At 71.6% G+C, this 24,593-nt stretch carries 15 protein-coding genes; 10 read left to right on the top strand and 5 right to left on the bottom strand.

Annotation, left to right across the window (positions count from 1 at the left end; genetic code table 11):
* Positions 1-20: 20 nt before the first annotated feature.
* Positions 21-755 (bottom strand): ABC transporter permease, encoded by a 735-nt coding sequence (locus ACFYR3_RS34585; RefSeq protein WP_355852425.1) that lies wholly within the window; start codon positions 753-755, stop codon positions 21-23.
* Positions 752-1,657 (bottom strand): ABC transporter ATP-binding protein, encoded by a 906-nt coding sequence (locus ACFYR3_RS34580; protein WP_355852428.1) that lies wholly within the window; start codon positions 1,655-1,657, stop codon positions 752-754. The genes ACFYR3_RS34585 and ACFYR3_RS34580 overlap by 4 nt, the downstream gene beginning before the upstream one ends.
* 206 nt (positions 1,658-1,863) lie before the next feature.
* Here ACFYR3_RS34580 and ACFYR3_RS34575 point away from each other — a divergent pair, with 206 nt between their 5' ends.
* The 5 genes from ACFYR3_RS34575 to ACFYR3_RS34555 all read left to right on the top strand — a co-directional run bounded on the left by ACFYR3_RS34575 (position 1,864) and on the right by ACFYR3_RS34555 (position 10,893).
* The gene (locus tag ACFYR3_RS34575; RefSeq protein ID WP_389285868.1) at positions 1,864-4,128 is read left to right on the top strand and encodes an ABC transporter ATP-binding protein; all 2,265 of its coding nucleotides are present in this window, start codon (positions 1,864-1,866) and stop codon (positions 4,126-4,128) included.
* Entirely contained in the window at positions 4,125-6,146 is a 2,022-nt protein-coding gene (locus ACFYR3_RS34570; RefSeq protein ID WP_355852434.1) for an ABC transporter ATP-binding protein, read from the top strand. Before ACFYR3_RS34575 ends, ACFYR3_RS34570 begins: the two co-directional genes overlap by 4 nt.
* Before the next feature lie 69 nt (positions 6,147-6,215).
* Positions 6,216-7,991, top strand: a complete 1,776-nt coding sequence (locus ACFYR3_RS34565; RefSeq protein ID WP_389285866.1) for an ABC transporter transmembrane domain-containing protein — start codon at positions 6,216-6,218, stop codon at positions 7,989-7,991.
* A complete protein-coding gene (locus ACFYR3_RS34560; protein WP_355852440.1) occupies positions 7,988-9,745 on the top strand; it encodes an ABC transporter ATP-binding protein in 1,758 nt (585 codons plus the stop codon). The genes ACFYR3_RS34565 and ACFYR3_RS34560 overlap by 4 nt, the downstream gene beginning before the upstream one ends.
* A 170-nt stretch (positions 9,746-9,915) precedes the next feature.
* On the top strand, positions 9,916-10,893 hold the full coding sequence (locus ACFYR3_RS34555) for an NAD(P)-dependent alcohol dehydrogenase (RefSeq protein ID WP_355852442.1): 978 nt from the start codon (positions 9,916-9,918) through the stop codon (positions 10,891-10,893).
* 30 nt (positions 10,894-10,923) lie between these two features.
* Here the strand turns inward: ACFYR3_RS34555 and ACFYR3_RS34550 are convergent, their stop codons facing one another.
* Together ACFYR3_RS34550 and ACFYR3_RS34545 are read right to left on the bottom strand one after the other, a co-directional pair.
* Positions 10,924-11,301, bottom strand: a complete 378-nt coding sequence (locus ACFYR3_RS34550) for a hypothetical protein (RefSeq protein ID WP_356784242.1) — start codon at positions 11,299-11,301, stop codon at positions 10,924-10,926.
* Positions 11,302-11,394: 93 nt separating this feature from the next.
* Positions 11,395-12,219: a TNT domain-containing protein gene (locus ACFYR3_RS34545; protein WP_355852448.1), complete on the bottom strand. Its 825-nt coding sequence runs from the start codon at positions 12,217-12,219 to the stop codon at positions 11,395-11,397.
* Between the two features lie 541 nt (positions 12,220-12,760).
* Here ACFYR3_RS34545 and ACFYR3_RS34540 point away from each other — a divergent pair.
* The 3 genes from ACFYR3_RS34540 (at position 12,761) to ACFYR3_RS34530 (ending at position 17,375) form a co-directional block, all read left to right on the top strand.
* Entirely contained in the window at positions 12,761-14,806 is a 2,046-nt protein-coding gene (locus tag ACFYR3_RS34540; protein ID WP_355852451.1) for a M4 family metallopeptidase, read from the top strand.
* Positions 14,807-15,139: 333 nt separating this feature from the next.
* On the top strand, positions 15,140-16,804 hold the full coding sequence (locus ACFYR3_RS34535; RefSeq protein ID WP_389285863.1) for a M4 family metallopeptidase: 1,665 nt from the start codon (positions 15,140-15,142) through the stop codon (positions 16,802-16,804).
* Positions 16,805-16,874: 70 nt separating this feature from the next.
* Positions 16,875-17,375 (top strand): DUF1990 domain-containing protein, encoded by a 501-nt coding sequence (locus ACFYR3_RS34530; RefSeq protein ID WP_355852457.1) that lies wholly within the window; start codon positions 16,875-16,877, stop codon positions 17,373-17,375.
* A gap of 109 nt (positions 17,376-17,484) precedes the next feature.
* On the opposite strand, the gene ACFYR3_RS34525 is transcribed toward ACFYR3_RS34530, so the two are convergent.
* Positions 17,485-20,103 carry a glycosyltransferase family 1 protein gene (locus tag ACFYR3_RS34525; protein ID WP_356784243.1) on the bottom strand — a complete coding sequence of 873 codons (2,619 nt, stop codon included), beginning with the start codon at positions 20,101-20,103 and terminating at the stop codon, positions 17,485-17,487.
* Between the two features lie 328 nt (positions 20,104-20,431).
* Between ACFYR3_RS34525 and ACFYR3_RS34520 the strand changes: the two genes are divergently transcribed.
* Both ACFYR3_RS34520 and ACFYR3_RS34515 read left to right on the top strand, forming a co-directional pair.
* Complete coding sequence (locus tag ACFYR3_RS34520) at positions 20,432-21,628, top strand: S8 family peptidase (protein WP_355852463.1); 1,197 nt, start codon at positions 20,432-20,434, stop codon at positions 21,626-21,628.
* 222 nt (positions 21,629-21,850) lie between these two features.
* A complete protein-coding gene (locus tag ACFYR3_RS34515) occupies positions 21,851-24,496 on the top strand; it encodes a maltotransferase domain-containing protein (protein ID WP_389285860.1) in 2,646 nt (881 codons plus the stop codon).
* Positions 24,497-24,593 lie beyond the last annotated feature (97 nt).

Here is a 24,593-nt window from a genome sequence, read left to right as displayed (position 1 = left end):
CAGTGTCCGGCACCGTCGACTCACTCCCAACGGAACCAGCGTGCCGCGCCCACCGTCAGCAATATCGCCCAGGCCGCCAGCACGCCCAGGTGGTCCCAGCCGAGCCAGTGCCCGGCGGCGGCCTGGTCCAGGGCGCGGGCCGCCGCACCGAACGGGGTCAGCTGGACCACACGGGCCAGCGCGTGCGGCATCGCCCGCACCGGGATCCACACGCCCGCGCAGAACATCATCGGGAAGAACACCGCCGAACCGATCGCGCTCGCGATCTTCGTGGTGCGGGACAGCGCCGAGACGACCGAGCCGAGGGCCAGGGCCGCCGCGACCGCGAGCAGCAACGCCAGCAGATACCCGGCCGGTTGTCCGGGCAGTCGCACGTCGAAGGCGAGGCGGCCGACGGCGAGCGCGAGCAGCGCCGAGCCCAGCGCGACCGTGCCCTGCACTGCCATCTGCGCGGACAGCAGAGCCGAGGGCCGCACGGGGGTGAGCCGCATCCGGCGCAGGATGCCGCGCTCCCGGTATCCGGTCAGCGCCTGGGGCAGTGTCTGCACCCCGGACATGATCAGGGCGATCAGCACGGCGACGGGCACATACGCATCGACCGGACGCAGCCCGCCCAGGGACTCGTCGGCGTCCCGGAACGACGGGATCGAACCGAGAATCACCAGGAGCAGGGTCGGGAACAGGAAGACCCAGAAGACAGCACCGGGTTCGCGTCGGAACAGCCGGAACTCGGTGCGCAGAACGGAGGCGTTCATACCGCTTCCTCCTTGGTGAGGTCGAGGAACGCGTCGTCGAGCGTGGCGTCGGTGACGCGCAACTGGTGGGCGGTGACGAGGTGCCGGGCGAGCAGGGTGACGACGGCGTTGACGGTCTCGTCGGTGCCGGACAGCGTGATACGACCGTCCTTGTGCTCGACGGACGCGAGCGCGGGGAGCCCGGCCAGGTCACCCTCGTCCAGCGGCGCCGAGGGCGTGAAGCTGATGACGGTCGAGCCCGTGGAGCGGCGGATCAGACCGGCCGGGGTGTCCAGGGCGGCCACGCGACCCTTGTCGATGACCGCGATCCGGTCGCACAGCCGCTGCGCCTCCTCCATGAAATGCGTGACCAGGAGGACCGTGACGCCCTGGGCGCGGATGTCCTCGATGAGCTCCCAGGTGTCCCGGCGGGCCCGCGGGTCGAGCCCGGTGGTCAGCTCGTCGAGCACTACCACGCGCGGGTCTCCGATGAGCGCGAGTGCGATGAACAGGCGCTGCCGCTGGCCGCCGGAGAGCTTCCCGAAGCCGGTGCCGAGCCGGTCGGTCAGGCCGAGGCGTTCGGCCAGCGGGCGCCAGTCGGCCGGGGCCGGGTAGAAGGCGGCGTACAGCTCCAGTGCCTCGCGCACAGTGAGTTTCGCCTGGAGTTCGCTCTGCTGGAGCTGGGCGCCGAGGACGCGGCTGGTGGCCCGGTGGTCGGTGAAGGGGTCGAGCCCGGCGACCCGGACGCGGCCCGCGTCGGGGACCCGCAGCCCCTCGACGCATTCGACGGTGGTGGTCTTGCCGGCGCCGTTCGGGCCGAGGATCCCGAAGATCTCGCCCTCCTCGACGGTGAAGGAGACACCGTCGACGACGGCCCGGCCGCCGTAGGACTTGCGCAGTCCGCTCACTTCGATGACTGACATGGTCCGAGAGTCCCAGCGGGGCCCGAGCCGGCACATCGGCCATCGCGCTCGAACCGGCATCAGCCGATCGGTTGACGCGGCGGTACGACTCCTCGAACGCCCGCCCCGGCGGTGGTCCCGCGCGGGCCGCCGGGCCCTTCGAACGAGTTCGGGTGCGCCGAAAACTCGGTGGGCACTGTCAGTGGTGAAACGTAGGCTCGCACGTGATGCCCACACCAGATGCCGCCGCCCTCGGCAACCCCGACCGTTCGACCGTTCGCAGTCTGCTGCGCCTGTGGCCGTATGTACGCCCGGTGCGGGCGCGGCTGTTCTGCGCCGCGTTCGTCGCGGTGGTCGCGTCCTGTCTCGCGCTCGTGTTCCCGCTGATCCTGAAGTGGATGGTGGACGGTCCAATCACCGGGCACGATCCGGCGGGTGTCTGGCTCGGGGCGCTGTATCTGCTGCTGCTCGGCATCGCCGAGGCCGTTCTGTTCGGGCTGCGCCGATGGCTGGTGGCACGTCCGCTGGCCGGGGTCGAGGCGGCGATGCGAGCCGATCTGTACCGGCATCTGCAGCGTCTGCCGGTCGCCTTCCACGACCGCTGGGCCTCGGGTCAGCTGCTGTCCCGGGCGACCACCGATCTGATGCTGGTCCGCATGTTCCTGGCGTTCCCGCTGACCTTCCTGCTGGTGAACACCGTGACGATCACCGCGGGCATCGCCATCATGCTGGCCCAGGAATGGACCCTCGGGCTGGTGCTCCTCGCCCCGGCCGTCCCGGTCATGATCGTCTGCTGGCTCTTCGAGCGGCGCTACGCGGAGGTGGCGCGGCGGGCGCAGGACCAGGTCGGCGACCTCACGACGGTGGTCGAGGAGAGTGTGCTCGGCATCCGGATCATCAAGGGGTTCGGACGCCATCGCAGCCAGGCACGCGCGTTCCGTGAGCTGTCCCGGACGCTGCGCGGCACGGAGCTGGTCAAGGCCCGGCTGCTCGCCGCCATCTGGGGCGTCATCGTCACGCTGCCCGAATTCGCCATCGGCGCCGCGCTCGTGCTCGGCACGGTCCAGGTCGCCGACGGCCGTCTCTCCGCGGGCACGCTGGTCGCGTTCCTGTCGACCGCGCTCGCCCTGCGCTGGCCCGTCGACTCCATCGGCTTCCTCCTCGCGATGAGCCAGGAGGCCGGGACGGCCACGGAGCGGTACTTCGAGGTCATGCACGCGACGCCGGAGTCGGACGTCACGTCCGCGCCGGCCAAGGCGGGCCTACCCGCTCCGGCGACCGTGACCGGGCCCGCTCCGGGTTCGGCGCGGGTACCGGCCGCCGCGGCCGTCCGTACGACGGGCCCGGCGCGGGCGACGGCCGCGGGCGCGGTGCCCACCGCCGACGCGGCAGCCGCGCGGGGTGCCGGATCGGCCGAGGCGCGGGAAGCCCACGCCACCGCCGCCCGCGATGACGGCAGAACCGCCGGACAGGGTGACGGCGGGACGGCCGGGCGGGGTTCTCGCGCGGCGGGGGCGGGGGCCGAAGTCGAAGCCAGGACCGGGGCCGAGACCGGAGCCGGGACCGGAACCGAGACCGGAGCGGGGGTCGGAGCCGACACCGGAGCCGAGACCGGAACCGAGACCGGAGCGGGGGTCGAAGCCGGGACCGGGACCGGGGCCGGAGCCAGGACCGGGACCAGCACCGGAACCGGGACTGGAGCCAGGGCCGGGACCAACACCGCAACCGGGGCCGGAGCCAGGGTCGACGGTGGACTGCGGTTCCACGGTGTCGAGTTCCGGTATCCCGACGCGCCCGCGGACGCGCCACCCGTGCTGGCCGACATCGACCTGCATGTCCGCCCCGGCGAGAGCATGGCCCTCGTCGGCGCCACCGGCACCGGCAAGACCACCCTCACCGCGCTCGTCCCCCGCCTCCACGAGGTGACGTCCGGCCGGATCACCCTGGACGGCCGGGACATCACCGAGATGCCCCGCGAGGAGCTGCGCGAACTCGTCGCCGTCGCCTTCGAGGAACCCACCCTCTTCTCGGCCACCGTCGGGGAGAACGTCCTGATGGGCGCCGCGGAGAGCGCGGGCCGGGCGGAGCTGGACCGTGCCCTCGCCGTCGCACAGGCCGACTTCGCGCACGCGCTGCCCCAGGGCACGGCGACGCAGGTCGGCGAGCAGGGTCTCAGCCTTTCCGGCGGCCAGCGCCAGCGGCTCGCGCTGGCCCGCGCGGTGGTCGGACGGCCCCGCTTCCTGGTGCTCGACGACCCGCTGTCGGCGCTGGACGTGCACACGGAGGCGGCGGTCGAGGCCGCCCTGCGCCGGGTGCTGGCGGAGACGACCGCGCTGATCGTGGCGCACCGCCCGTCCACGGTCCTGCTGGCCGACCGGGTCGCCCTGCTCTCCGGCGGCCGGGTCACGGCGGTCGGCACCCACCACGAACTGCTGCGCACGCATGCCGAATACGCCCACCTGATGTCGGGTGCAGAGGAGGACGGCCGATGACGGCGGCGCCCAGGACCACCGCGCCGGACAAGGAACCCAACGAGGAACCGGACAAGGGACCGACCGACGGACCGGGCGAGGACCGCAACGCTGGACGGGACGGCGGACGGAACACCGGACACAACGAGCGGGACGACGGACGGAACCCGGGACAGGACGGCGGACGGAACGCCGAACGGAACAGCGGGCGGCGGAAGGGCCGGGCAGCCCCGGAACCCGAGCCGTACCAGGACCCCTTCGACCGCGACACCCTTCCCACTCCCCCGGACGCGACCGCGACACTGCTGCGCTCGCTGCTCGCCCCGCTCAGGGCCCGGGTGGCCGTGACCACCGTCCTGCTGCTGCTCCAGCAGGCCGCGGTGCAGGCGGGCCCGCTGCTGGTGGCGTACGCCATCGACCGCGCCGTTCCGGCGTTCCGGCAGGACGACCACGGGCCGCTGATCGCCGTCGGTGCCGCCTACCTGCTGTGCTCGGCGGCCTCCGGCCTGCTCCAGTACGCCTTCATCATCGCCTCGGCCCGGGTCAACCAGGACGTGCTGCTCGATCTGCGCGGCCGGATCTTCCGGCACGCCCAGGCGCTCAGCGTCGACTTCCACGAGCGCTACACCTCGGGCCGGCTGATCTCCCGCTCCACCACGGATGTCGAGTCGCTGCGCGAACTGCTCAGCGAGGGTCTCCAGGAACTCGTCACGGTCGTCCTGTCCTTCGTCTACATCTCGGCGATGCTGCTCTGGCTGGACGTCGGGCTGGGCGCGGTCGCGGTGGTCTCCTTCGTGCCGCTGTATCTGCTCATCCGGCGCTACCAGCGCCGGGCGGGCCGGATCTTCGCCGTCCGCTCGACGACGATCGCCGCGGTGATCGTGAAGTTCGCGGAGACGATGAACGGCATCCGGCCGGTGCGCGCGTTCCGCCGGGAGGCCGCCAACGAGGCCGAGTTCGGGGTGCTCAACCGGCGGCACGAGAAGACGAACGGCGACGCCCTGCTGGAGATGGCCCGCTATGTCGTCGGCTCCCGGCTCGTCGCCAACACGGCGGTCGCGGGCATCGTGCTGTGGGGCGCCCACCGGGTGGCGTCGGGTTCGCTGGCACTCGGTGTGCTCGCCGCGGCGGTCCTCTATCTGCGCCGGCTGTACGACCCGATCGACCGCCTCGGCATGTTCCTGAACTCCTACCAGTCCGCGGCGGCCTCGCTGGAGAAGATCGCCGGTCTGCTGGCCCAGACGCCGTCCGTGCCGGAGCCTTCCGTACCGCGGCAGTTGCCTGCGCTCGCCTCCGAACACCCGGGCCGCGAGGTCGTGTTCGACGAGGTCCGCTTCGCCTACCGCACGGGTGGGGAGGTTCTGCCCTCCTTCTCGCTCACGCTGCCCGCCGGACAGACGGTGGCCGTGGTCGGCTCGACCGGCGCCGGCAAGTCGACGCTGGCCAAGCTCCTGGCCCGGTTCTACGACCCCTCCGACGGACGGGTCCTGCTCGACGGCGTCGATCTGCGCGAGCTGTCGGTGCCCGAACTGCGGCGCGGGGTGGTGATGGTGACCCAGGAGGCGTTTCTGTTCTCCGGCACGGTCGCCGAGAACATCGCGATCGGCCGCCCCGAGGCGTCCCGCGAGGACATCGAGCAGGCCGCGAAGGCGATCGGCGCGCACGGCTTCATCAGCGCCCTGCCCGACGGCTACGACACCGACGTACGCAAGCGCGGCGGCCGTATCTCCGCGGGCCAGCGCCAACTCGTCGCCTTCGCACGGGCCTTGCTCGCCGACCCGGCCGTCCTGATCCTCGACGAGGCGACCAGCTCCCTGGACGTGCCGGGTGAACGGGCCGTGCAGCGCGCCATGTCGACGGTCCTGCGGGGCCGTACGGCGGTGGTGATCGCGCACCGGCTGTCGACGGTGGCGATCGCCGACCGGGTGCTGGTGATGGAGCAAGGGCGAGTCGTCGAGGACGGCACACCCGCCGAACTGGTCGCGGGCACCGGCCGGTTCGCAGATCTGCACCGGGCATGGCGCGACAGCCTCGTTTAGTGGTGGACAGGCGCGGTGGACGGGCGCCGTGGACGGGCGAACCGACGGACAGAGGGGCGAAGAAGGCCGATGATCGACACGTACGCGGATCCGGGGACACCGGACCGGCGGGGCGGCTGGCGTTTCCTGTGGTGGCTGGTCACCCGGCAGGCGGGCCGGTCGGTCACCGGCGCGGTGATCGCGAGCGTGTGGATGGGGCTCATGGCGCTGACGCCGTATCTGCTGTCCCGGGCGATCGACGACGGTCTGGAGCCGGGCGACGGGGTGGCGCTGGCCGGCTGGACGGCCGCCGTACTGGGTGCCGGGGTGATCAACGCCGGTCTGGGCGTCGTACGGCACCGCACGATGACCCAGGTCCGGATGGACGCCAACTTCCGTACGATCAAGCTCGTGGTCGAGCACGCGGCCCGGCTCGGCGCCGCACTCTCGCGGCAGATCGGCACGGGGGAGATCGTCACGGTCGGCGTCCGCGACGTGGACACGATCAGCACGTCGCTGACCGTCGTCGGGCCCGGTCTCGCCGCGGTCGTCACCTACGCCGTGGTGGCCGCCCTGCTGCTGCCGGTCTCGGTGCAACTGTCCGCGGTGATCCTGCTCGGGGTGCCGCTGATGGCCGTCCTCGTCGGGCCGTTGATGAGCCGGCTCCAGGGGACCGAGACGGGGTACCGCGAACGGCAGTCCGTACTGACGGCACGCATCGGCGATCTCGCGGGCGGGCTGCGCGTCCTGAACGGGCTCGGCGGCAAAGGGCTGTTCGCTGACGCGTTCCGCCGTGACTCGCAGAAGCTGCGGGAACAGGGTTACCGGGTCGGCTCGGTGACGAGCTGGATCCAGGCGCTGGGCATGGGGCTGCCGTCCGTCTTCCTGGCCGCGGTGACCTGGATGGCGGCCCGGCTGGCAGCTCAAGGCGCCATCAGCATCGGCGAGTTGGTCTCCGTGTACGGCTATGTCGCGGTGCTCGTCCTGCCGGTGTACTTCTTCATCGACTGCGCCTACGAACTCTCCCGGGCCGTGGTCGCGGCCCGGCGCGTCGTACGGTTCCTGTCCCTGGAGCCCGTCGCCTCTCCCCCGGGCGCGCTGGACGCCCCGGGGTCCCCGGCCGTGCTGCACGATCCGGAGTCCGGGGTGCGGGTGGTCCCGGGGAAGCTGACCGCGCTGGCCGGGGCCCGCCCCGCGGAGTCCGAGGCCGTGGTCGACCGGCTCGGCCGGTACGCGGCGTCGGACGTGACCTGGGGCGACGTACGGCTCGACGAGGTCGCGCTGCCCCAGGTACGCGAACGGATCCTGGTCGCCGACCACGAGGCCGACCTGTTCGCGGGCACCCTGCGCGAACTGGTCCGGGGACGCCGGGACCCCGCCGAGGAGACCATCGCCACGGCCGTGCACACGGCCGTCGCCGACGACATCGTGCTCGGCCTGCCGGGCGGTCTCGACTCCGCCGTCGACGCTCAGGGCCGGAGCCTGTCCGGCGGGCAGCGTCAGCGGGTGCGGCTCGTGCGCGCGCTCCTCGCCGACCCGGAGGTGCTGCTCGCCCTCGAACCGACCTCGGCGCTCGACGCCCACACCGAGGCGGCTCTCGCGATCCGGCTGCGCGCCGCGCGTTCGGGCCGTACGACTGTCGTGACCAGCACGTCGCCGCTCGTGCTGGACCGCGCGGACACCGTCTGCTTCCTGGTCGACGGCAAGACCGCGGCCACCGGCACCCACCGCGAACTCCTCAGGACGGAGCCGGGATACCGGACCCTGGTGGCCCGCGACATGGAGCCGGACGGGGATACGGAGACGGGCGCGGAAAGAGACGCGGGTGGCCCGAAGCCGGGCGTGGACGAGGAGGTCGTGCTGTGAGTGTCCATCTGCCGGTCGCGGGGCGCGCCGACGTGCGGCGGGCGGCGGTACGGCTGATCCGGGCGGACGGGCGGATGTTCGCCGCCGTGCTCGCTCTCAACGCGCTGGCCGCAGCGGCCGGTCTGGTCGGCCCCTGGCTGCTCGGGCGGATGATCGACGACGTACGGAGCGGCGGCGGTGTGGAGGTGGTGGACGGGCCGGCGCTCGTCATCCTCGTGTCCGCGCTGGCCCAGCTGCTGCTGGCACGCTGGGCCCGGTACGTGGGGTACCGGTTCGGGGAGCGGACCCTCGCGCGGGTGCGGGAGGAGTTCGTGGAGCGGACGCTGACGTTGCCCGCGTCGGTCGTGGAGCGGGCGGGCACCGGCGATCTGACGGCGCGCGGCACCGCCGACGTCACCGTGGTCGGCAACACACTGCGCGACGCGGTACCCCAACTCCTGATCTCCGGCGCGCAGGCGCTGTTCGTCCTGGTCGCCGTCTTCGTCATCGACCCGCTGCTCGGCGCCTGCGGGGTGCTCGGCCTGGCCGGCATCGCGTTCGCGCTGCGCTGGTATCTGCGCCGGGCGCGCGCCGCCTATCTCGCGCAGGGCGCCGCCACCTCGGACGTCGCCGAAATCCTCGCAGCCACCGCGTCCGGCGCCCGCACGGTGGAGGCGTTCGGGCTGCGTGGACGCCGGATCCGGGCGAGCCGGGACGCGCTGGAGGTCTCCCGGGTGACGCGGATGCGGACGCTGTTCCTGCGCAGCGTGTTCTTCCCGGCGGTGGACATCTCGTACGTCGTGCCGGTCGTCGCCGTCCTCCTGGTGGGCGGCGCGCTGCACGCCCGGGGCACGCTGAGCCTCGGCACCGTGGTCGCCGCGACGCTGTATCTGCACCGGCTGGCCGACCCGCTCGACCAGATCCTGAACCAGGTCGAGCAACTGCAGAGCAGCGGCGCCTCGTTCGCCCGCGTGGAGGGTCTCGCCGGGGCGCCGCGCGCCGTCCCGGCCGACTCGCCCGTACCGGTGGACGACCGGATCGACGTCACCGGTGTGCGGTACGCGTACGACCGCGGCGGCGAGGTGCTGCGCGGGGTCGACCTGACCGTGCGGCCCGGGGAGCGACTGGCCGTCGTGGGCCCCTCCGGCGCCGGGAAGACCACGCTGAGCAGACTGCTGGCGGGCGTCGACGCGCCGGGGAGCGGGACGGTGACGGTCGGGCGGGTGCCGGTCGTCGCCCTCGACCCCGAGCAGCTGCGCCGGCACGTCGTCCTCGTCACCCAGGAGCACCATGTGTTCCTCGGCACGGTCCGCGACAACCTGCTCATCGCCGAACCGGCCGCCGGCGACGCCGAGTTGTGGGCGGCGCTCGCGGCGGTCGGCGCCGACGACTGGGCCGGGGAGCTCCCGGACGGGCTGGACACCGAGCTGGGTCCCGAGGCCCTGCGCGTCGACGGCTCACGGGCCCAGCAGCTGGCGCTGGCCCGGGTGGTGCTCGCCGACCCGCACACCCTGATCCTCGACGAGGCCACGGCGCTCCTCGACCCGACGACCGCGCGGCACACGGAGCGCGCGCTGGCCGCCGTCCTCGAGGGCCGGACCGTCATCGCCATCGCCCACCGGCTGCACACCGCCCACGACGCCGACCGGGTGGCGGTGATGGAGGACGGCCGGCTGACCGAACTCGGCACGCACGACGAACTGGTGGCGGCCGAGGGCCCCTACGCGGCGCTGTGGCACTCATGGCACGGGGAGCGAGGTCCCGCCGACGGCTGAACGGGCCGCGGCGGGCACGGCGGGCCACCGTCGCCGGCGTCCCTCCGGTTGTCCCCTAGGGCCTCTCCCCGATTCCCGTGAAGCCGGTGCCCGGCTAGCCTCGCAAGCAGCGGCGATCCCTCGGCCGACCGATCAGTTTCCGCACCCCATGAGTGCTTTACGGAGTTCCGATGAAAGCGATCGCCCAGGACCGGTACGGCTCTCCCGACGAACTGGAACTGAGGGAGTTCGACAAACCGGTGCCGACGGGAAACCAGGTGCTCGTGCGGGTGAAGGCGGTCTCCCTCAACGCCTACGACTGGCACCTCATGCGCGGCGATCCCTATCTGGCCCGGCTGACCTTCGGCGCGCGCCGGCCCAGGCAGCGGATCCGGGGGCGGGACTTCGCGGGGCTGGTGGAGGCGGTGGGCGCCGACGTGAAGCGGCTGCGTCCCGGGGACGAGGTGTTCGGTGAGGCCGACGGGGCGTTCGCCGAGTACGTGTGCGCCCCGGACGACGTGGTGGAGAAGAAGCCGGCGGGTCTGACCTTCGAGCAGGCCGCCGCGCTGCCGCTGGCCGGGAACACCGCCCTCATGGGGCTGCGCGACGTGGCACCGCTGCGGCCGGGGCTGCGGGTGCTCGTCAACGGCGCTTCGGGCGGTGTCGGCACCTTCGCCGTGCAGATCGCCAAGGCGTACGGCGCGGAGGTGACCGGCGTGTGCAGCGCGCGGAACGCGGACCTGGTGCGGTCGCTCGGCGCGGACCGCGTCATCGACTACGCCACGGTGGACTTCACCCGCGAGGGGCAGCGCTACGACGTCGTGTTCGACCTGGTGGGCAATCGCTCCCTGACCGCGTTCCGGCGCGCGCTGACACCCGAGGGAACACTCGTGCTGTCCGGCGGCGGGGTGTCCGAGGGCGGCAGTCTCTTCGGGCCGATGGGGCTCATCCTGCGGGGACCGGCACTGTCGCGCTTCGTCGGCCAGCGGATCCTCACCTTGACCGCGAAGCAGCGCGGGGAGAACCTCGCGACCCTGCGGGAACTCGTCGATTCCGGGAAGATCACCCCGGTCATCGACCGGACGTACGCATCCCTGGGCGAGGTCCCGGAGGCCATCCGCTATCTGGAAGTGGAGCACGCCCGGGCGAAGGTCGTCGTCACGGTGTGAGAGGCACGCGGGCCCCTCCCTGGGCTCCGCTCAGGGCCCCTCGCCGGGCTCCTCGCGCGCTCGGCCGCGCAGCTCGGTGAGGGCCTGTTCGAGTTCCTCGTCGGCCTGCCGTTGCAGGGCCTCGGGGTCGCGCCCCGGATCGGCCGGCGCTTCGGGGGCGGGTTCCGGCGCGGACGACTCGGCGGTGAGCCGGTCGTGGATCCACCGACAGGCCTCGTCCTCGTCGGCGAACCGCTCGAAGACCTGGTGCGTCCCCCGCTCGTGGACTCCCACGGTCCACTCCCCGTCGTGTCCTTCGAGGAAGTAGCGGTCGGCCGCGCGATGGCCGCCGGGGCAGTCCGCGATCTCGTAGGACGCGGCGGGAACCCCGGCCGCTTCGAGGGCCCGGCACAACGCGAACCGGTCCATGCCGTCAGCCTTCCGCCGGGGCGGGAAGCCGGGCCCGGTCACAGCCGGGGCCGGCTTCCGCGCGGGGTTGCGCGCCACCGTGGGAGGGGGCGGTCAGTTGCCGATCCGCACCAGCGTGCCATTGCTCACGAGGTCCCCCACCGTGGTGCGGGGGATGTCCGGGCAGAACTTGCTCGACGTCACGTACTGGGTGCCGAGGCCGGGCTGCTCGAACCCGGGGGCGGTCCGGCCCGCGCAGACCGTCACGTCCTTGGCCAGCCGGTAGGCGTGGTAGTTGTACGGGTAGCGCGGGTCCATGGTGTCGAGGCTCGACGGCGGGATGACACGCTTCCCGTACTTGGTGCCCGCCGGGGCGAGGAAGCGGCCCGCCTCGCCGCCGATGCGGTCGAGCTTCAGGCCGGCGTGGAGCACCAGGGGAGTGGCGAGCACCGTCTGGTTCCGGTGGGTGAAGCCGTCGTCCGGTGGGTAACGCCAGTCGCCCTGGCCCGAGTCGGCGGTGGTGTCCCACCACTTGTGGAGGAACGTCACGGCGCTGAGGCCGCCGAGCCGGTCGTACCCGTCGAGGATGCGCCCCAGCGTGCCCCTGGTCGGCAGGCGCCGCGGGCCCAGCCGCCAGTCTCCGCAGAAGTAGAGGCGCTCCAGCCTCGGCGGGATGGGATCCGGCACGAGCCCGTTGCACACCCGCGGCCGGTCGTACCCGCCGTGCTCCTCCGCCGGCTTCACGTGCTGGTCCGCCGGCTTCACGTGCCCGGCGGCCGGCTTCGGGACCGGGGTGGCGGACAGGGCATGCACGACGCCGCTCGTACGGCTGTCGTCCGGAGGCGCGGACGCCGCGGACGGGACGGAAGCGCCGAGCGCCAGGGAGCCGGTCAGACCTCCCAGAGCCGCGAGGCTCGCACACCAATGTGACCTTCTCACCAAACCTCCTGCGGGATACGTGTCCGGATCGCACGGCCTCGCGCAGCTGGAGGCGCGGGGAACCGGCCGGAATGTCGGGATCACTCAAACCGCAGGCGACGGACGCGGGCGAGCGGACGTGCCGGAACGCGCCCGAAAGGGTCTGGGCTTCATTCCGTTGCGGCCGGCGGGCCGGTCATCTGGCGGTACCCGCCAGCGGGCGGCGCCTCGCGCCGGGTGCGTCGAAGCGGCCCGTCTCCCCGTCCTTCTGTCTGGTTCACGCCCAGGCGAACACCCGAAGGACAGTCCGTATATCGAACATGACTAACCGGACAACGAACCGTTTCAGGCCATTTTGGTGACGCGGTCCTGACAGAAAGGGTTATCTCCTGCCACTCTTCCCTCGGCTACTTCACAGCAACCTCACAGCTAAGTCCGCTGTGTTGTGCCGTACGACCCCATGCACCTGGTTCCGCGTAACGCCCAGTTCTGCCCGGACGGGTCATCCATCGTCCGGTCTCCCCTGGCCGCGCGACCCGCGGCCATGCAGAAGGAGTCAGTGTTGAGCAGCAGTTCTCCCCACAGACGCACCTCCCACATCACCAAGCGCCGTGTCGCCGGAGTCGCCCTCGTCGGCGTCTCCGCCCTGCTGGCAGCGGCCGTCCAGTCGGGCGCCGCGAGCGCCGCCCCGGAGCAGGCTCCCCGGGCGGGCAGGATCAACCCGGGCGCCGTCGCCATGAAGCTCACCGCCTCACAGCGCGCCGAGCTGATACGCGACGCCGACGCCGCCAAGGCCACGACCGCCAAGGACCTGGGTCTCGGCGCCGGCGAGAGCCTCGTCGCCCGTGACGTCATCAAGGACCACGACGGCACCGTCCACACCCGCTACGAGCGGACGTACCAGGGGCTGCCGGTCCTCGGCGGCGATCTGGTCGTCGACACCTCCAAGTCCGGGAAGACCGGGCACGTCTACAAGGCGACCAAGGCGTCCCTCAAGGTCGCCACCCTCAAGCCCACGGTCGCCGCCGGCACGGCGGAGAAGCAGGCCCTGTCCGCCGCCAAGGCCGCCGGTTCGAAGAGCACCGCAGCCGACCGCGCGCCCCGCAAGGTGATCTGGGCGGGAAGCGGCAGGCCGACCCTCGCCTACGAGACGGTCGTCGGCGGCCTCCAGGACGACGGCACGCCCAACGAGCTGCACGTCATCACCGACGCCGCCACCGGGAAGAAGCTCTACGAGTACCAGGGCATCGAGACCGGCATCGGCAACACCCAGTACAGCGGCCAGGTGACCCTGACGACCACGCAGTCGGGCTCCAACTTCACGCTGAACGACGGTGCGCGCGGTGCCCACAAGACGTACAACCTGAACCACGGGACGTCGGGCACCGGCACGCTGTTCTCTCAGACCAGCGACACCTGGGGCAACGGCACCACGTCCAACGCCGCGACGGCCGGTGCCGACGCGCACTACGGCGCCGCGGAGACGTGGGACTTCTACAAGAACACCTTCGGCCGCAGCGGCATCAAGAACAACGGCGTCGGAGCGTACTCGCGCGTCCACTACGGCAACGCGTACGTCAACGCGTTCTGGGACGACAGCTGCTTCTGCATGACGTACGGCGACGGGTCCGGGAACAACGACCCGCTGACGGCGCTGGACGTGGCCGGCCACGAGATGAGCCACGGTGTCACCTCCAACACCGCGGGTCTGAACTACTCGGGCGAGTCCGGCGGTCTGAACGAGGCGACCTCCGACATCTTCGGCACCGGCGTGGAGTTCTACGCCAACAACTCGACCGACGTGGGCGACTACCTCATCGGCGAGAAGATCGACATCAACGGCGACGGCACACCGCTGCGTTACATGGACAAGCCGAGCAAGGACGGCGGCTCCGCGGACAGTTGGTACTCCGGCGTCGGCAACCTCGACGTGCACTACTCGTCGGGCGTCGCCAACCACTTCTTCTACCTGCTGAGCGAGGGCAGCGGCGCCAAGGTCATCAACGGCGTCAGCTACAACTCGCCCACCTCGGACGGGCTTCCGGTCACCGGCATCGGCCGCGACAAGGCGCTGCAGATCTGGTACCGCGCGCTCACCACCAAGTTCACCTCGACCACCAACTACGCGTCGGCCCGCACCGGCTCGCTCGCGGCGGCGGGTGAGCTGTACGGCACGACGAGCGCCGAGTACACGGCCGTGCAGAACGCCTGGGCGGCCGTGAACGTCGGTTCACGTCCGGGCGGTGGCGGCGGTGGCGGCACGTCGTTCGAGAACACGGCCGACGTATCGATTCCGGACAACGGTGCCGCGGTCACCTCGTCGATCACGGTCACCGGCCGCACCGGCAACGCCCCGTCGAACCTCGCGGTCGCCGTGGACATCGTGCACACCTGGCGCGGTGACCTGGTGATCGATCTGGTCGCCCCCGACGGGTCGACGTACCGCCTGAAGAACTTCAGCTCGTCCGACTCGGCGGACAACGTCAATGCGACCTACACGGTCAACGCGTCCTCCGAAGTCGCCAACGGCACCTGGAAACTCAAGGTCCAGGACCAGGCGGCCCAGGACACCGGCTACATCAACAGCTGGAAGCTGACCTTCCCGTAGACCGCGGCCGACCTCCGCGTGGACCGCGGCGGAAGTCGGTACACGGACAGGATGCCAGGGCGCCGTCCCGGAGGTTCAACTCCCCGGGACGGCGCCCTCTTTTGCCCTGGACGGGGTTTGCGTTGACCCGCTCTTGGCGGCGACCGGCCCGGCATCCGGGAATCCAATTGTTCACCTGATCGACGATTTTCAGCCAAGGTCCTTATGGGCTCCTGACATGTACGCGCCCGGGGTGGCACGCTTCACCCGGCACGGCTCACCCGCACCGCAACTTCACAACCGTCCGTCCGGCCACCCCACGCCGTTCGGACGCCCCCACAAGAAGGAGCTTGCGTGACCCCCCTCTACGCGCGTCACAAGCGCACCACTCTGGCCATCGCCACCGCTGTCGCGGCCGGAACCCTGCTCGCCACCGGTCTGACCACCGGTGCCGCCGCCCAGACCGCGGCACTCCCCGCCGGCAAAACCACCCCCCTCGCCGGTTCGCAGGTCCTGCTGTCCAACTCCGCGCGCACCGCGCTCATCAAGAAGGCCGACGCCGCCACGGCGGAGACGGCCCGGCAGATAGGCCTCGGCGCCAAGGAGAAGCTGGTCGTCAGAGATGTCGTCAAGGACGCCGACGGCACCGTCCACACCCGCTACGAGCGCACGTACAACGGACTTCCGGTCCTCGGTGGCGACCTCGTCGTCCACGAGTCCAAGGCCGGCAAGACCGAAGGCGTGACGAAGGCGACCAAGACGTCCATCAAGGTCGCCTCGCTCAAGCCGCTGGTCACGACCGCCAAGGCCGAGAAGCAGGCGCTCACCGCCGCCCAGGCCGCGGGCTCGGCCAAGACCGCCGCCGACCAGGCCCCCCGCAAGGTGATCTGGGCCGCCACCGGCAAGCCGACCCTCGCCTACGAGACCGTCATCGGCGGCCTCCAGGACGACGGCACCCCCAACGAACTTCACGTCATCACCGACGCGGCCACCGGCAAGAAGCTCTACGACTACCAGGGCATCGAGACCGGCACCGGCAAGACCCTGTACTCGGGCACGGTCACCCTCAACACGACCCTGTCGGGCTCGACGTACAGCCTCACCGACAGCACCCGCGGCAGCCACAAGACGTACAACAAGTCGCACACCACGAGCTCCTCCGCGGGCACGCTGTTCACCGACGCGGACGACGTCTGGGGCACCGGCACGGCCTCCAGCTCCACCACCGACCAGACCGCGGCCGCCGACGCCGCGTACGGCGCGCAGGAGACGTGGGACTTCTACAAGAACACCTTCGGCCGCAGCGGCATCAAGAACAACGGCGTCGGAGCGTACTCGCGCGTCCACTACGGCAGCGCGTACGTCAACGCGTTCTGGGACGACAGCTGCTTCTGCATGACGTACGGCGACGGCACCAGCAACACGCACCCGCTGACCTCGCTGGACGTGGCCGGCCACGAGATGAGCCACGGCGTCACCGCCAACACCGCGGGCCTGAACTACTCGGGCGAGTCCGGCGGTCTCAACGAGGCGACCTCCGACATCTTCGGCACCGGTGTCGAGTTCTACGCGGCGAACTCCTCCGACGTGGGCGACTACCTCATCGGCGAGAAGATCAACATCAACGGTGACGGCACCCCGCTGCGCTACATGGACCAGCCCAGCAAGGACGGCGGCTCCGCCAACTACTGGTCCTCCAGCGTCGGCAACCTGGACGTGCACTACTCGTCCGGCGTCGCGAACCACTTCTTCTACCTCCTCTCGGAGGGCAGCGGCGCGAAGACGATCAACGGAGTCAGCTACAACTCCCCGACCTACAGCGGCTCGACGGTCACCGGCATCGGCCGGGCCGCGGCGCTGCAGATCTGGTACAAGGCGCTGACTACGTACTTCACGTCCACCACCAACTACAAGTCCGCCCGCACGGGCACCCTCTCGGCGGCGGCCGCGCTGTACGGCTCCGGCAGCACCCAGTACAACGCGGTGGCGGCGGCCTGGACCGCGGTCAACGTCAGCTAGTACGAACGTAATCGAACTGAGGCGGCACCCGGCACAGAACCGTGCCGGGTGCCGCCTTACTCTTGCCCCCATGCCCTACACGTACGAGGACGTGGGCGCGACCCGCGAGGACCGCTGCCCCCCGGGCTTCCACCGACTGCATGTCCGCTTCCGGATCGGCGAGGGCGAGGCCGTCTTCCGACGGGCCTCCGAGGCCCTGATGACCTGGGAGCTCCACCGCGCCATGGGATTCGCCATGGTCTCCGACGCCGACAAGGCGGCGCCGGGCGTCGCCGTCACGGTCGGTCTCGGCCCGATCAAGGCCCCCTGCCGCGTCGTCTGGACCGCCGAGGAATACCGGCGCACCGCCTGGGCCTACGGAACGCTTTCCGGCCATCCCGAGTGCGGCGAGGAAGCCTTCATCGTCTCCCGTACCGGCGACGGCACCGTCTGGCTGACGATCACGGCCTTCAGCCGCGCGGCCAAGTGGTACGCCCGTGCGGGCGGCGCCGCGGTCCGAGGCCTCCAGCACGCCTACGCCCAGCGGTGCGGGAAGGTGATGCGGCGGCTGTGCGCGGGGCTCGACAGCTGAACCCGCCCGCGAACGCCGGGCCGGAGAGACATTGCGGAGGCCGACGGCGCCAACGCTGAGGGCGAGCCACGACGCGTGGCTCGCCCTCCGGCGGTCGCGCCCCCGCGCCTCACCGCATCAGCACGCCCGCCCCCTCCCCCATCTCCTCCGAAGGCACCGCCACCAGTCCCAGCTCCGCGCCGGAGGCCAGCAGGCGGTGGGCCGGCAGAATGCGGACCGTGTAGCCGAAGGAGCCCGTGCGGTCGAGGGACAGCGGGCCCTCGTACACCCAGCGGCCCTCCAGGTCGGGGCCGCCGGTCGGTTTCAGCGGGACGCAGACCGCGTCCGCGATGCGGTCGTCCGTGTCGACGCGGCCCGCGACCGCCTGGACCTCCACGTCGTCGGGGGCGAGGTCGCCGAGGCCGACGCGGACGCGCAGCGACAGGGTGGTGCCGAGTTCGGGGGTCGTGGTGGCCGAGGACGCCTCGACATGGTCGACGGTGATCCGCGGCCAGGCGGCGCGGACCCGGGCCTTCCAGGCGGCCAGTTCGCGGGCCGTCCCGGCGGTGAGGGAACGGTGGGCCTGGGCCGCCGGGGCGTACAGGCGCTCCACGTACTCGCGCACCATCCGGCCCGCCAGGACCTTCGGACCGAGGTGGGTCAGCGTCCGGCGGACCATCTCGATCCAGCGGTCCGGCAGACCCGCCTGGCCGCGCTCGTAGAAGCGCGGGGCCACCCGCTGTTCCAGGAGGTCGTACAGGGCCCCGGCCTCCAGCTCGTCCCGGCGGTCGTCGTCGGTCGCGGTGCCGTCCGCGGTCGGGATCGCCCAGCCGAAGTCGGGCTGGAACCACTCGTCCCACCAGCCGTCCAGGACGGAGAGGTTGAGGCAGCCGTTGAGCGCCGCCTTCATCCCGCTCGTGCCGCACGCCTCCAGCGGGCGCAGCGGGTTGTTGAGCCAGATGTCGCAGCCCGGGTAGAGCTTCTGCGCCATCGCCATGCCGTAGTCGGGCAGGAAGACGATCCGGTGGCGCACCCGGGGGTCGTCCGCGAACTTGACCAGCTCCTGGATCAGCCGCTTCCCGCCGTCGTCCGCGGGGTGCGCCTTGCCCGCCACGACGATCTGGACCGGCCGCTCGGCGTGCAGCAGCAGGTCCATGAGCCGGTCGCGGTCGCGCAGCATGAGAGTCAGCCGTTTGTACGAGGGGACCCGGCGCGCGAAGCCGATGGTGAGGACGTCGGGGTCCAGCACTCCGTCGATCCAGCCGAGTTCGGCCGTGCCGGCGCCGCGCTGACGCCAGGACGCCCGGAGCCGGTCCCGTACCTCCAGCACCAGTTGTTCCCGCAGCACCCTGCGCAGGTCCCAGATCTCCTGGTCGGCGATCTCGGCCACCGCGTCCCACCGGTCCGAGCCGCCGACGGTCAGCGCGTCCTCGGTGCGCTGCGCGCCGATCTGCCGGGCGCCCAGGCGGAAGACCTCGGGCGCCACCCAGGTCGGCGCGTGGACGCCGTTGGTGACCGAGGTGATCGGCACCTCCTCGGGGTCGAAGCCCGGCCAGAGCCCGGAGAACATCTCCCGGCTGACCTGGCCGTGCAGCAGCGAGACCCCGTTCGCCCGCTGGCCGAGGCGCAGGCCCATCACGGCCATGTTGAAGAGGTTCGGCTCACCTCCGGGATAGGTCTCCATGCCGAGGGCGAGGATGCGCTCCACATCGATGCGCGGGAGCTCGGCGTCGGCGCCGAAGTGGCGGGCGACCACCTCACGGTCGAAGCGGTCGATGCCGGCGGGCACCGGGGTGTGGGTGGTGAAGACCGTGCCGGCCCTGACCGCCTCCAGGGCGGACGCGAAGTCCAGCCCCTCGTCGGCGAGTTCGGCGATCCGCTCCAGACCGAGGAACCCCGCGTGCCCCTCGTTCGTGTGGAACACCTCGGGCTGCGGGTGCCCGGTCAGCCGGCAGTACGTCCGGACCGCCCGCACCCCTCCTATACCGAGCAGCATCTCCTGCAGCAGACGGTGTTCGCTGCCGCCGCCGTACAGCCGGTCGGTGACCCCGCGTTCGCCGAGGTCGTTCTCCTCGACGTCGGAGTCGAGCATGAGCAGCGGGACGCGGCCGACCTGGGCGAGCCAGATCCGGGCGCGCAGCGCGCGGCCGCCGGGCAGGGCGAGGGAGACCTGGGCGGGCGTGCCGTCGTCCTCGCTCAGGGGCACGACGGGCAGTTCGTTGGGGTCGAGGACCGGATAGTGCTCCTGCTGCCAGCCCTCGCGGGACAGGGACTGGCGGAAGTAGCCGTGCCGGTAGAGCAGGCCAACGCCGATCAGCGGGGCGCCGAGGTCGCTGGCGGCCTTGAGATGGTCGCCCGCGAGGATGCCGAGGCCCCCGGAGTACTGCGGCAGCGCGGCGGTGATGCCGAACTCGGGCGAGAAGTAGGCGATGGCGGCGGGCAGGTCGGAGGTCTGCGTCTGGTACCAGCGGTCGCCGGTCACGTACTCGCGCAGGTCGTCGGAGACCGCGGCGAGACGGCGCAGGAAGCGGCTGTCGTCCGTGAGCTCCGCGAGCCGGCCGGCCGACACGCTGCCGAGCAGTCGTACGGGGTCGCCGCCGCACGCGGCCCAGCGCTCGGGGTCGACGGACTGGAAGAGGTCGCGGGTCTCGGCATGCCAGGACCAGCGGAGGTTGCGGGCCAGGTCACTGAGCGGGTGAAGGGCTTCGGGGAGAACGGGTCGGACGGTGAATCTGCGGATCGCCTTCACGAGTTCCACCTTCACACAGGACGTACGCGGCAGAGGGACGCACGGCGTTGTGCGGCCTTCGTCACCCACGACGTTAGCGGCGAGGGTGCCTTCGCGACACGGCGCATCGCGGCACGACCCCGGATGGGGCCAAGCGTGTGACGTCGGCGAGAAATCGACGCAACCTTCACGGACACCCCGTGGACGGCATGGCCGATTCCGCCCTCATGGGCGGCCTTGTGGTGCTTCGCACCGCACGAGAGGCTCACCGGGTGACGTACGGCCGGGCCCTGCCCAGAACGGTCGGCTCCGGCCTCGGTACGTCGAGTTGAGGAGGGGAACTCAAGTCATGGCACGGACGAGCAAGTGGCGTCTGCGCTGGGCGGTGGGTCTCACCGCGGTCACGACGGCCGCGGTGCTTTCGGCCATCGCCCCGCCCGCGCAGGCGGCCCCGGAGGGGCAGATACTCGGAGCGGGGGAACCCGGCTCCGTCAGCGGGAGCTACATCGTGACGCTCAAAGGGGGTACGCGGGCTCCGTCGTCGGCCGGCGCGGGCATCGCCGAGCGGTACGGAGCGAGAATCAGCCACACCTACGGCACGGCTCTCAACGGCTTCGCCGTGCGGGTCGACGAGAGACGGGCCCGGCGGCTCGCAGCGGACCCGCGCGTGGCCTCGGTCGTCCAGGACACCCGGGTGACGCTCGACCGCGTCCAGGGGAACCCGCCCTCGTGGGGCCTGGACCGGATCGACCAGCCGAGCCGGCCGCTGGACAAGCGGTACGCGGCACCCGGATCGGCGGGTTCGGGGGTGACCGTATACGTCATCGACACCGGCATCCGCATCACGCACAAAGACTTCGGGGGCCGGGCGAGCTACGGCTGGGACTTCGTCGACAACGACGGGACGGCGCAGGACGGCAACGGCCACGGCACCCATGTCGCCGGAACCGTCGCCGGAACCGGGTACGGCGTCGCCAAGAAGGCCAGGGTCGTCGCCGTGCGCGTCCTCGACGACAAGGGGGCCGGCTCCACCGCCCAGGTCATCGCGGGCATCGACTGGGTCACCCGGCACGCGAGGAAGCCGGCCGTGGCCAATCTCAGTCTCGGCGGGTACGCCAACGCCCAATTGGACGCGGCCGTCCGCAACTCCATCGCCTCCGGCGTGACCTACACGGTCGCGGCGGGCAACTCCGGGCTGCCGGCCTCGCTCTACTCCCCGGCCCGGGTCGCGCAGGCGCTCACGGTGGGCGCGAGCGACCGGAGCGACGCGCGGGCGAGCTTCTCGAACACCGGATCGTCCCTCGACCTGTTCGCGCCGGGGGTGGACATCACGTCGGATTCGTACACCAGCGATTCGGGCAGGGCGACGTACTCGGGTACGTCGATGGCGAGCCCGCACGCCGCTGGCGCGGCCGCGCTGTATCTGGCGGACCATCAGAGGGCCGCACCGGCCCAGGTGGTGAAGGCGCTGGTGAAGCGGGCGGTCCCGGGAAAGGTGTCGGGTGTCGGCCCGGGTTCACCGAACAGGCTCCTGCAAGTCGGCTGACCCTGGTGGGACGCTGGTACAACCAGGGTGATTCGGCCACACCGCACCGGCCTCGCCTGCCAGGGACGAGGCCGGTCTTGTGTGTAGACATACGCGTGAGTAGTTAACAAAGTGCCGGAATGCTCACCCGCATAGGGTGGGAAGGCTCCTCCGGTACACCCGCAGGCCCCACCTCCCCACACCCTCATCCGCCCACCCACGTTGACGCGGACAGGAGCGGTCATGCCCGCCACGCACCACACGTCGCCACCCCCGACGACCACCCCCGAGACACCCCGAACACGCAAGGCCGAAGCCCGTCCCCGTACACCTGAGAAACCGTCGGCCGCCCCCGGCGGCAGCAGCCCGGCCACCCCCGGCCCGGCCGACTCCACGGCACGCTCCACGACCGCCGGCTCCGCCGCCCCGGGCACCGACACCCCCGTCGCCGGTACGTCCGCCACCGGTACGCCTGCCGCTGATACGTCCGCCGCCGGTACGCCTGCCGCCGGTTCCTCCGTCGCCGGTGAGCCTGCCGCCGGTGCCGCCGGTGCCTCCGTCGCCGTCACGTCCGCCCCGGACACCTCCGCTCCGGGCACCTCCGCTCCCGTCACCTCCGCCACGGACGCGTCCGCTCCCCGCGGCTCCGCGCCCAAGTCGAAGCCGGCCGGGTCCCGGCCCAGCGGGGCCAAGCCCGGGTCCAGGACGGCCAAGTCCGCCGCCAAGACGGGCAAGGCCGTTCCTAAGGCGGGCAAGGCCGCGCCCAGCACCGGCAAAGCCGCCGCCAGGGCGGGCAAGGCCGCCGTCCCCGCCACCCGCACCCCCGATGCCCCCCTCGCTCCCGCCGTCACCCCGGCGACGGCCGTCGGGCGCATCCCCGTCCTCGACGTCCACCCGGTCGTGCAGCACGGGCGCCGTCCCGCGAAGGCGGTGGTGGACGAGGAGTTCGAGGTCTCGGCCACGGTCTTCCGCGAAGGCCATGACGCGGTCGCCGCGAATGTCGTCCTGCGCGATCCGGACGGCCGCCCCGGCCCCTGGACGCCCATGCGAGAGCTGGCCCCCGGCACCGACCGCTGGGGTGCCGGGGTGAGCGCCGACGCGGAGGGCCGCTGGACGTACACGGTGGAGGCGTGGGGGGATCCGGTCACCACCTGGCGGCATCACGCGGGGATCAAGATCCCGGCCGGGATGGACACGGAACTGGTGCTGGAGGAGGGCGCCCTGCTGTACGAGCGGGCGGTCGCCGCCCTGCCGAAGGGGCCCAAGGGCAAGAGCCGCAGGGACACGCTGCTCGGGGCCGTCGACGCGCTGCGCGACACCGGCCGTCCCGTCGCCTCCCGCCTCGCCGCCGCCCTCACCCCCGAGGTGGACGAGGTGCTGGCCCGCCATCCGCTGCGCGACCTGGTGACCTCCTCCGAGCCGTTGCCGCTCCTCGTGGAGCGGGAGCGGGCGCTGTTCGGTTCCTGGTACGAGTTCTTCCCGCGCTCGGAGAGCGGTCGGAGCGGTCGGGGCGGACCGCTGGATCCGCCGGTGCACGGCACGTTCCGTACGGCCGCCGAACGCCTGCCCGCGATCGCGGAGATGGGCTTCGACGTCGTCTACCTCCCGCCCATCCATCCGATCGGTACGACCTTCCGCAAGGGCCCCGACAACAGTCTGTCGGCGACACCGCAGGACGTCGGCGTGCCCTGGGCCATCGGTTCCCCCGAGGGGGGCCACGACGCGATCCACCCGGACCTGGGCACCATCGACGACTTCGACGCCTTCGTGCGCCGGGCCGCGTCCCTCGACCTGGAGATCGCGCTCGACTTCGCGCTCCAGTGCTCCCCGGACCACCCGTGGGTGGAGAAGCATCCGGAGTGGTTCCACCACCGCCCGGACGGCACGATCGCCTACGCGGAGAACCCTCCGAAGAAGTACCAGGACATCTACCCGATCGCCTTCGACCAGGACATGCCGGGCCTGGTCCGCGAGACCGTACGGGTACTGCGCTTCTGGATGGACCACGGCGTACGGATCTTCCGCGTCGACAACCCGCACACCAAACCGGTGGTCTTCTGGGAGCAGGTGATCGCGGACATCAACGGAACCGACCCCGACGTCATCTTCCTCGCCGAGGCCTTCACCCGCCCGGCGATGATGCGGACGCTGGCGGCGGTCGGCTTCCAGCAGTCGTACACCTACTTCACCTGGCGCAACACCAAGCAGGAGCTGACGGAGTACCTCACCGAGCTGTCCGGTGACTCGGCCGCCTGCATGCGGCCCAACTTCTTCGTCAACACCCCCGACATCCTCCACGAGTTCCTCCAGCACGGCGGCCGGCCCGCCTTCGAGCTCCGCGCCGTCCTCGCCGCCACCCTGTCCCCCACCTGGGGCATCTACAGCGGCTTCGAACTCTGCGAGAACGCCCCGCTGCGCGCGGGCGGCGAGGAGTACCTGCACTCCGAGAAGTACCAACTTCGCCCACGGGACTGGGAGTCGGCGGAGCGGGACGGCCGGAGCATCGCGCCGCTGGTGAGCGAGCTCAACGCGATCAGGCGGCGCAGTCCCGCGCTGCGCCGGCTGCGTGATCTGCACTTCCACCACGCCGACCAGGAGGCGGTGATCGCCTACTCCAAGTCCGTCACGGACGCGCGAGGTTCGAACACGGTTGTGGTGGTGGTCAACCTCGACCCCCACCACACCCAGGAGGCCACGATCTCGTTGGACATGCCGCAACTCGGCCTGGAATGGCACGAGTCCGTGCCGGTGCGCGATGAGCTCACCGGCGAGACCTACACCTGGGGCAGGACCAACTATGTGCGCCTGGAGCCGGGAACCCGGCCCGCGCACATCCTCACCGTCCTGCGACCGTCCTCACCGCAGATCGGAGGGTCACCCACCACATGATCGTCAATGAGCCCGTCCCGGACACGTTCGAGGACACCCCGGCCAAGGACCGCGATCCCGAGTGGTTCAAACGCGCCGTCTTCTACGAGGTCCTGGT

It is taken from the genome of Streptomyces sp. NPDC005784 (assembly GCF_042871525.1).
GTDB lineage: Bacteria > Actinomycetota > Actinomycetes > Streptomycetales > Streptomycetaceae > Streptomyces.
The sequence above is the reverse complement of the archived record's forward strand: the minus strand, read 5'-3'. Positions and strand labels throughout refer to the sequence as shown.

Bases quoted from the DNA above. Each gene is read 5' to 3' on its own strand.
- ACFYR3_RS34585 (WP_355852425.1), bottom strand. From the start codon at position 755: ATGAACGCCTCCGTTCTGCGCACCGAGTTCCGGCTGTTCCGACGCGAA.
- ACFYR3_RS34580 (WP_355852428.1), bottom strand. From the start codon at position 1,657: ATGTCAGTCATCGAAGTGAGCGGACTGCGCAAGTCCTACGGCGGCCGG.
- ACFYR3_RS34575 (WP_389285868.1), top strand. From the start codon at position 1,864: ATGCCCACACCAGATGCCGCCGCCCTCGGCAACCCCGACCGTTCGACC.
- ACFYR3_RS34570 (WP_355852434.1), top strand. From the start codon at position 4,125: ATGACGGCGGCGCCCAGGACCACCGCGCCGGACAAGGAACCCAACGAG.
- ACFYR3_RS34565 (WP_389285866.1), top strand. From the start codon at position 6,216: ATGATCGACACGTACGCGGATCCGGGGACACCGGACCGGCGGGGCGGC.
- ACFYR3_RS34555 (WP_355852442.1), top strand. From the start codon at position 9,916: ATGAAAGCGATCGCCCAGGACCGGTACGGCTCTCCCGACGAACTGGAA.
- ACFYR3_RS34550 (WP_356784242.1), bottom strand. From the start codon at position 11,301: ATGGACCGGTTCGCGTTGTGCCGGGCCCTCGAAGCGGCCGGGGTTCCC.
- ACFYR3_RS34530 (WP_355852457.1), top strand. From the start codon at position 16,875: ATGCCCTACACGTACGAGGACGTGGGCGCGACCCGCGAGGACCGCTGC.
- ACFYR3_RS34520 (WP_355852463.1), top strand. From the start codon at position 20,432: ATGGCACGGACGAGCAAGTGGCGTCTGCGCTGGGCGGTGGGTCTCACC.
- ACFYR3_RS34515 (WP_389285860.1), top strand. From the start codon at position 21,851: ATGCCCGCCACGCACCACACGTCGCCACCCCCGACGACCACCCCCGAG.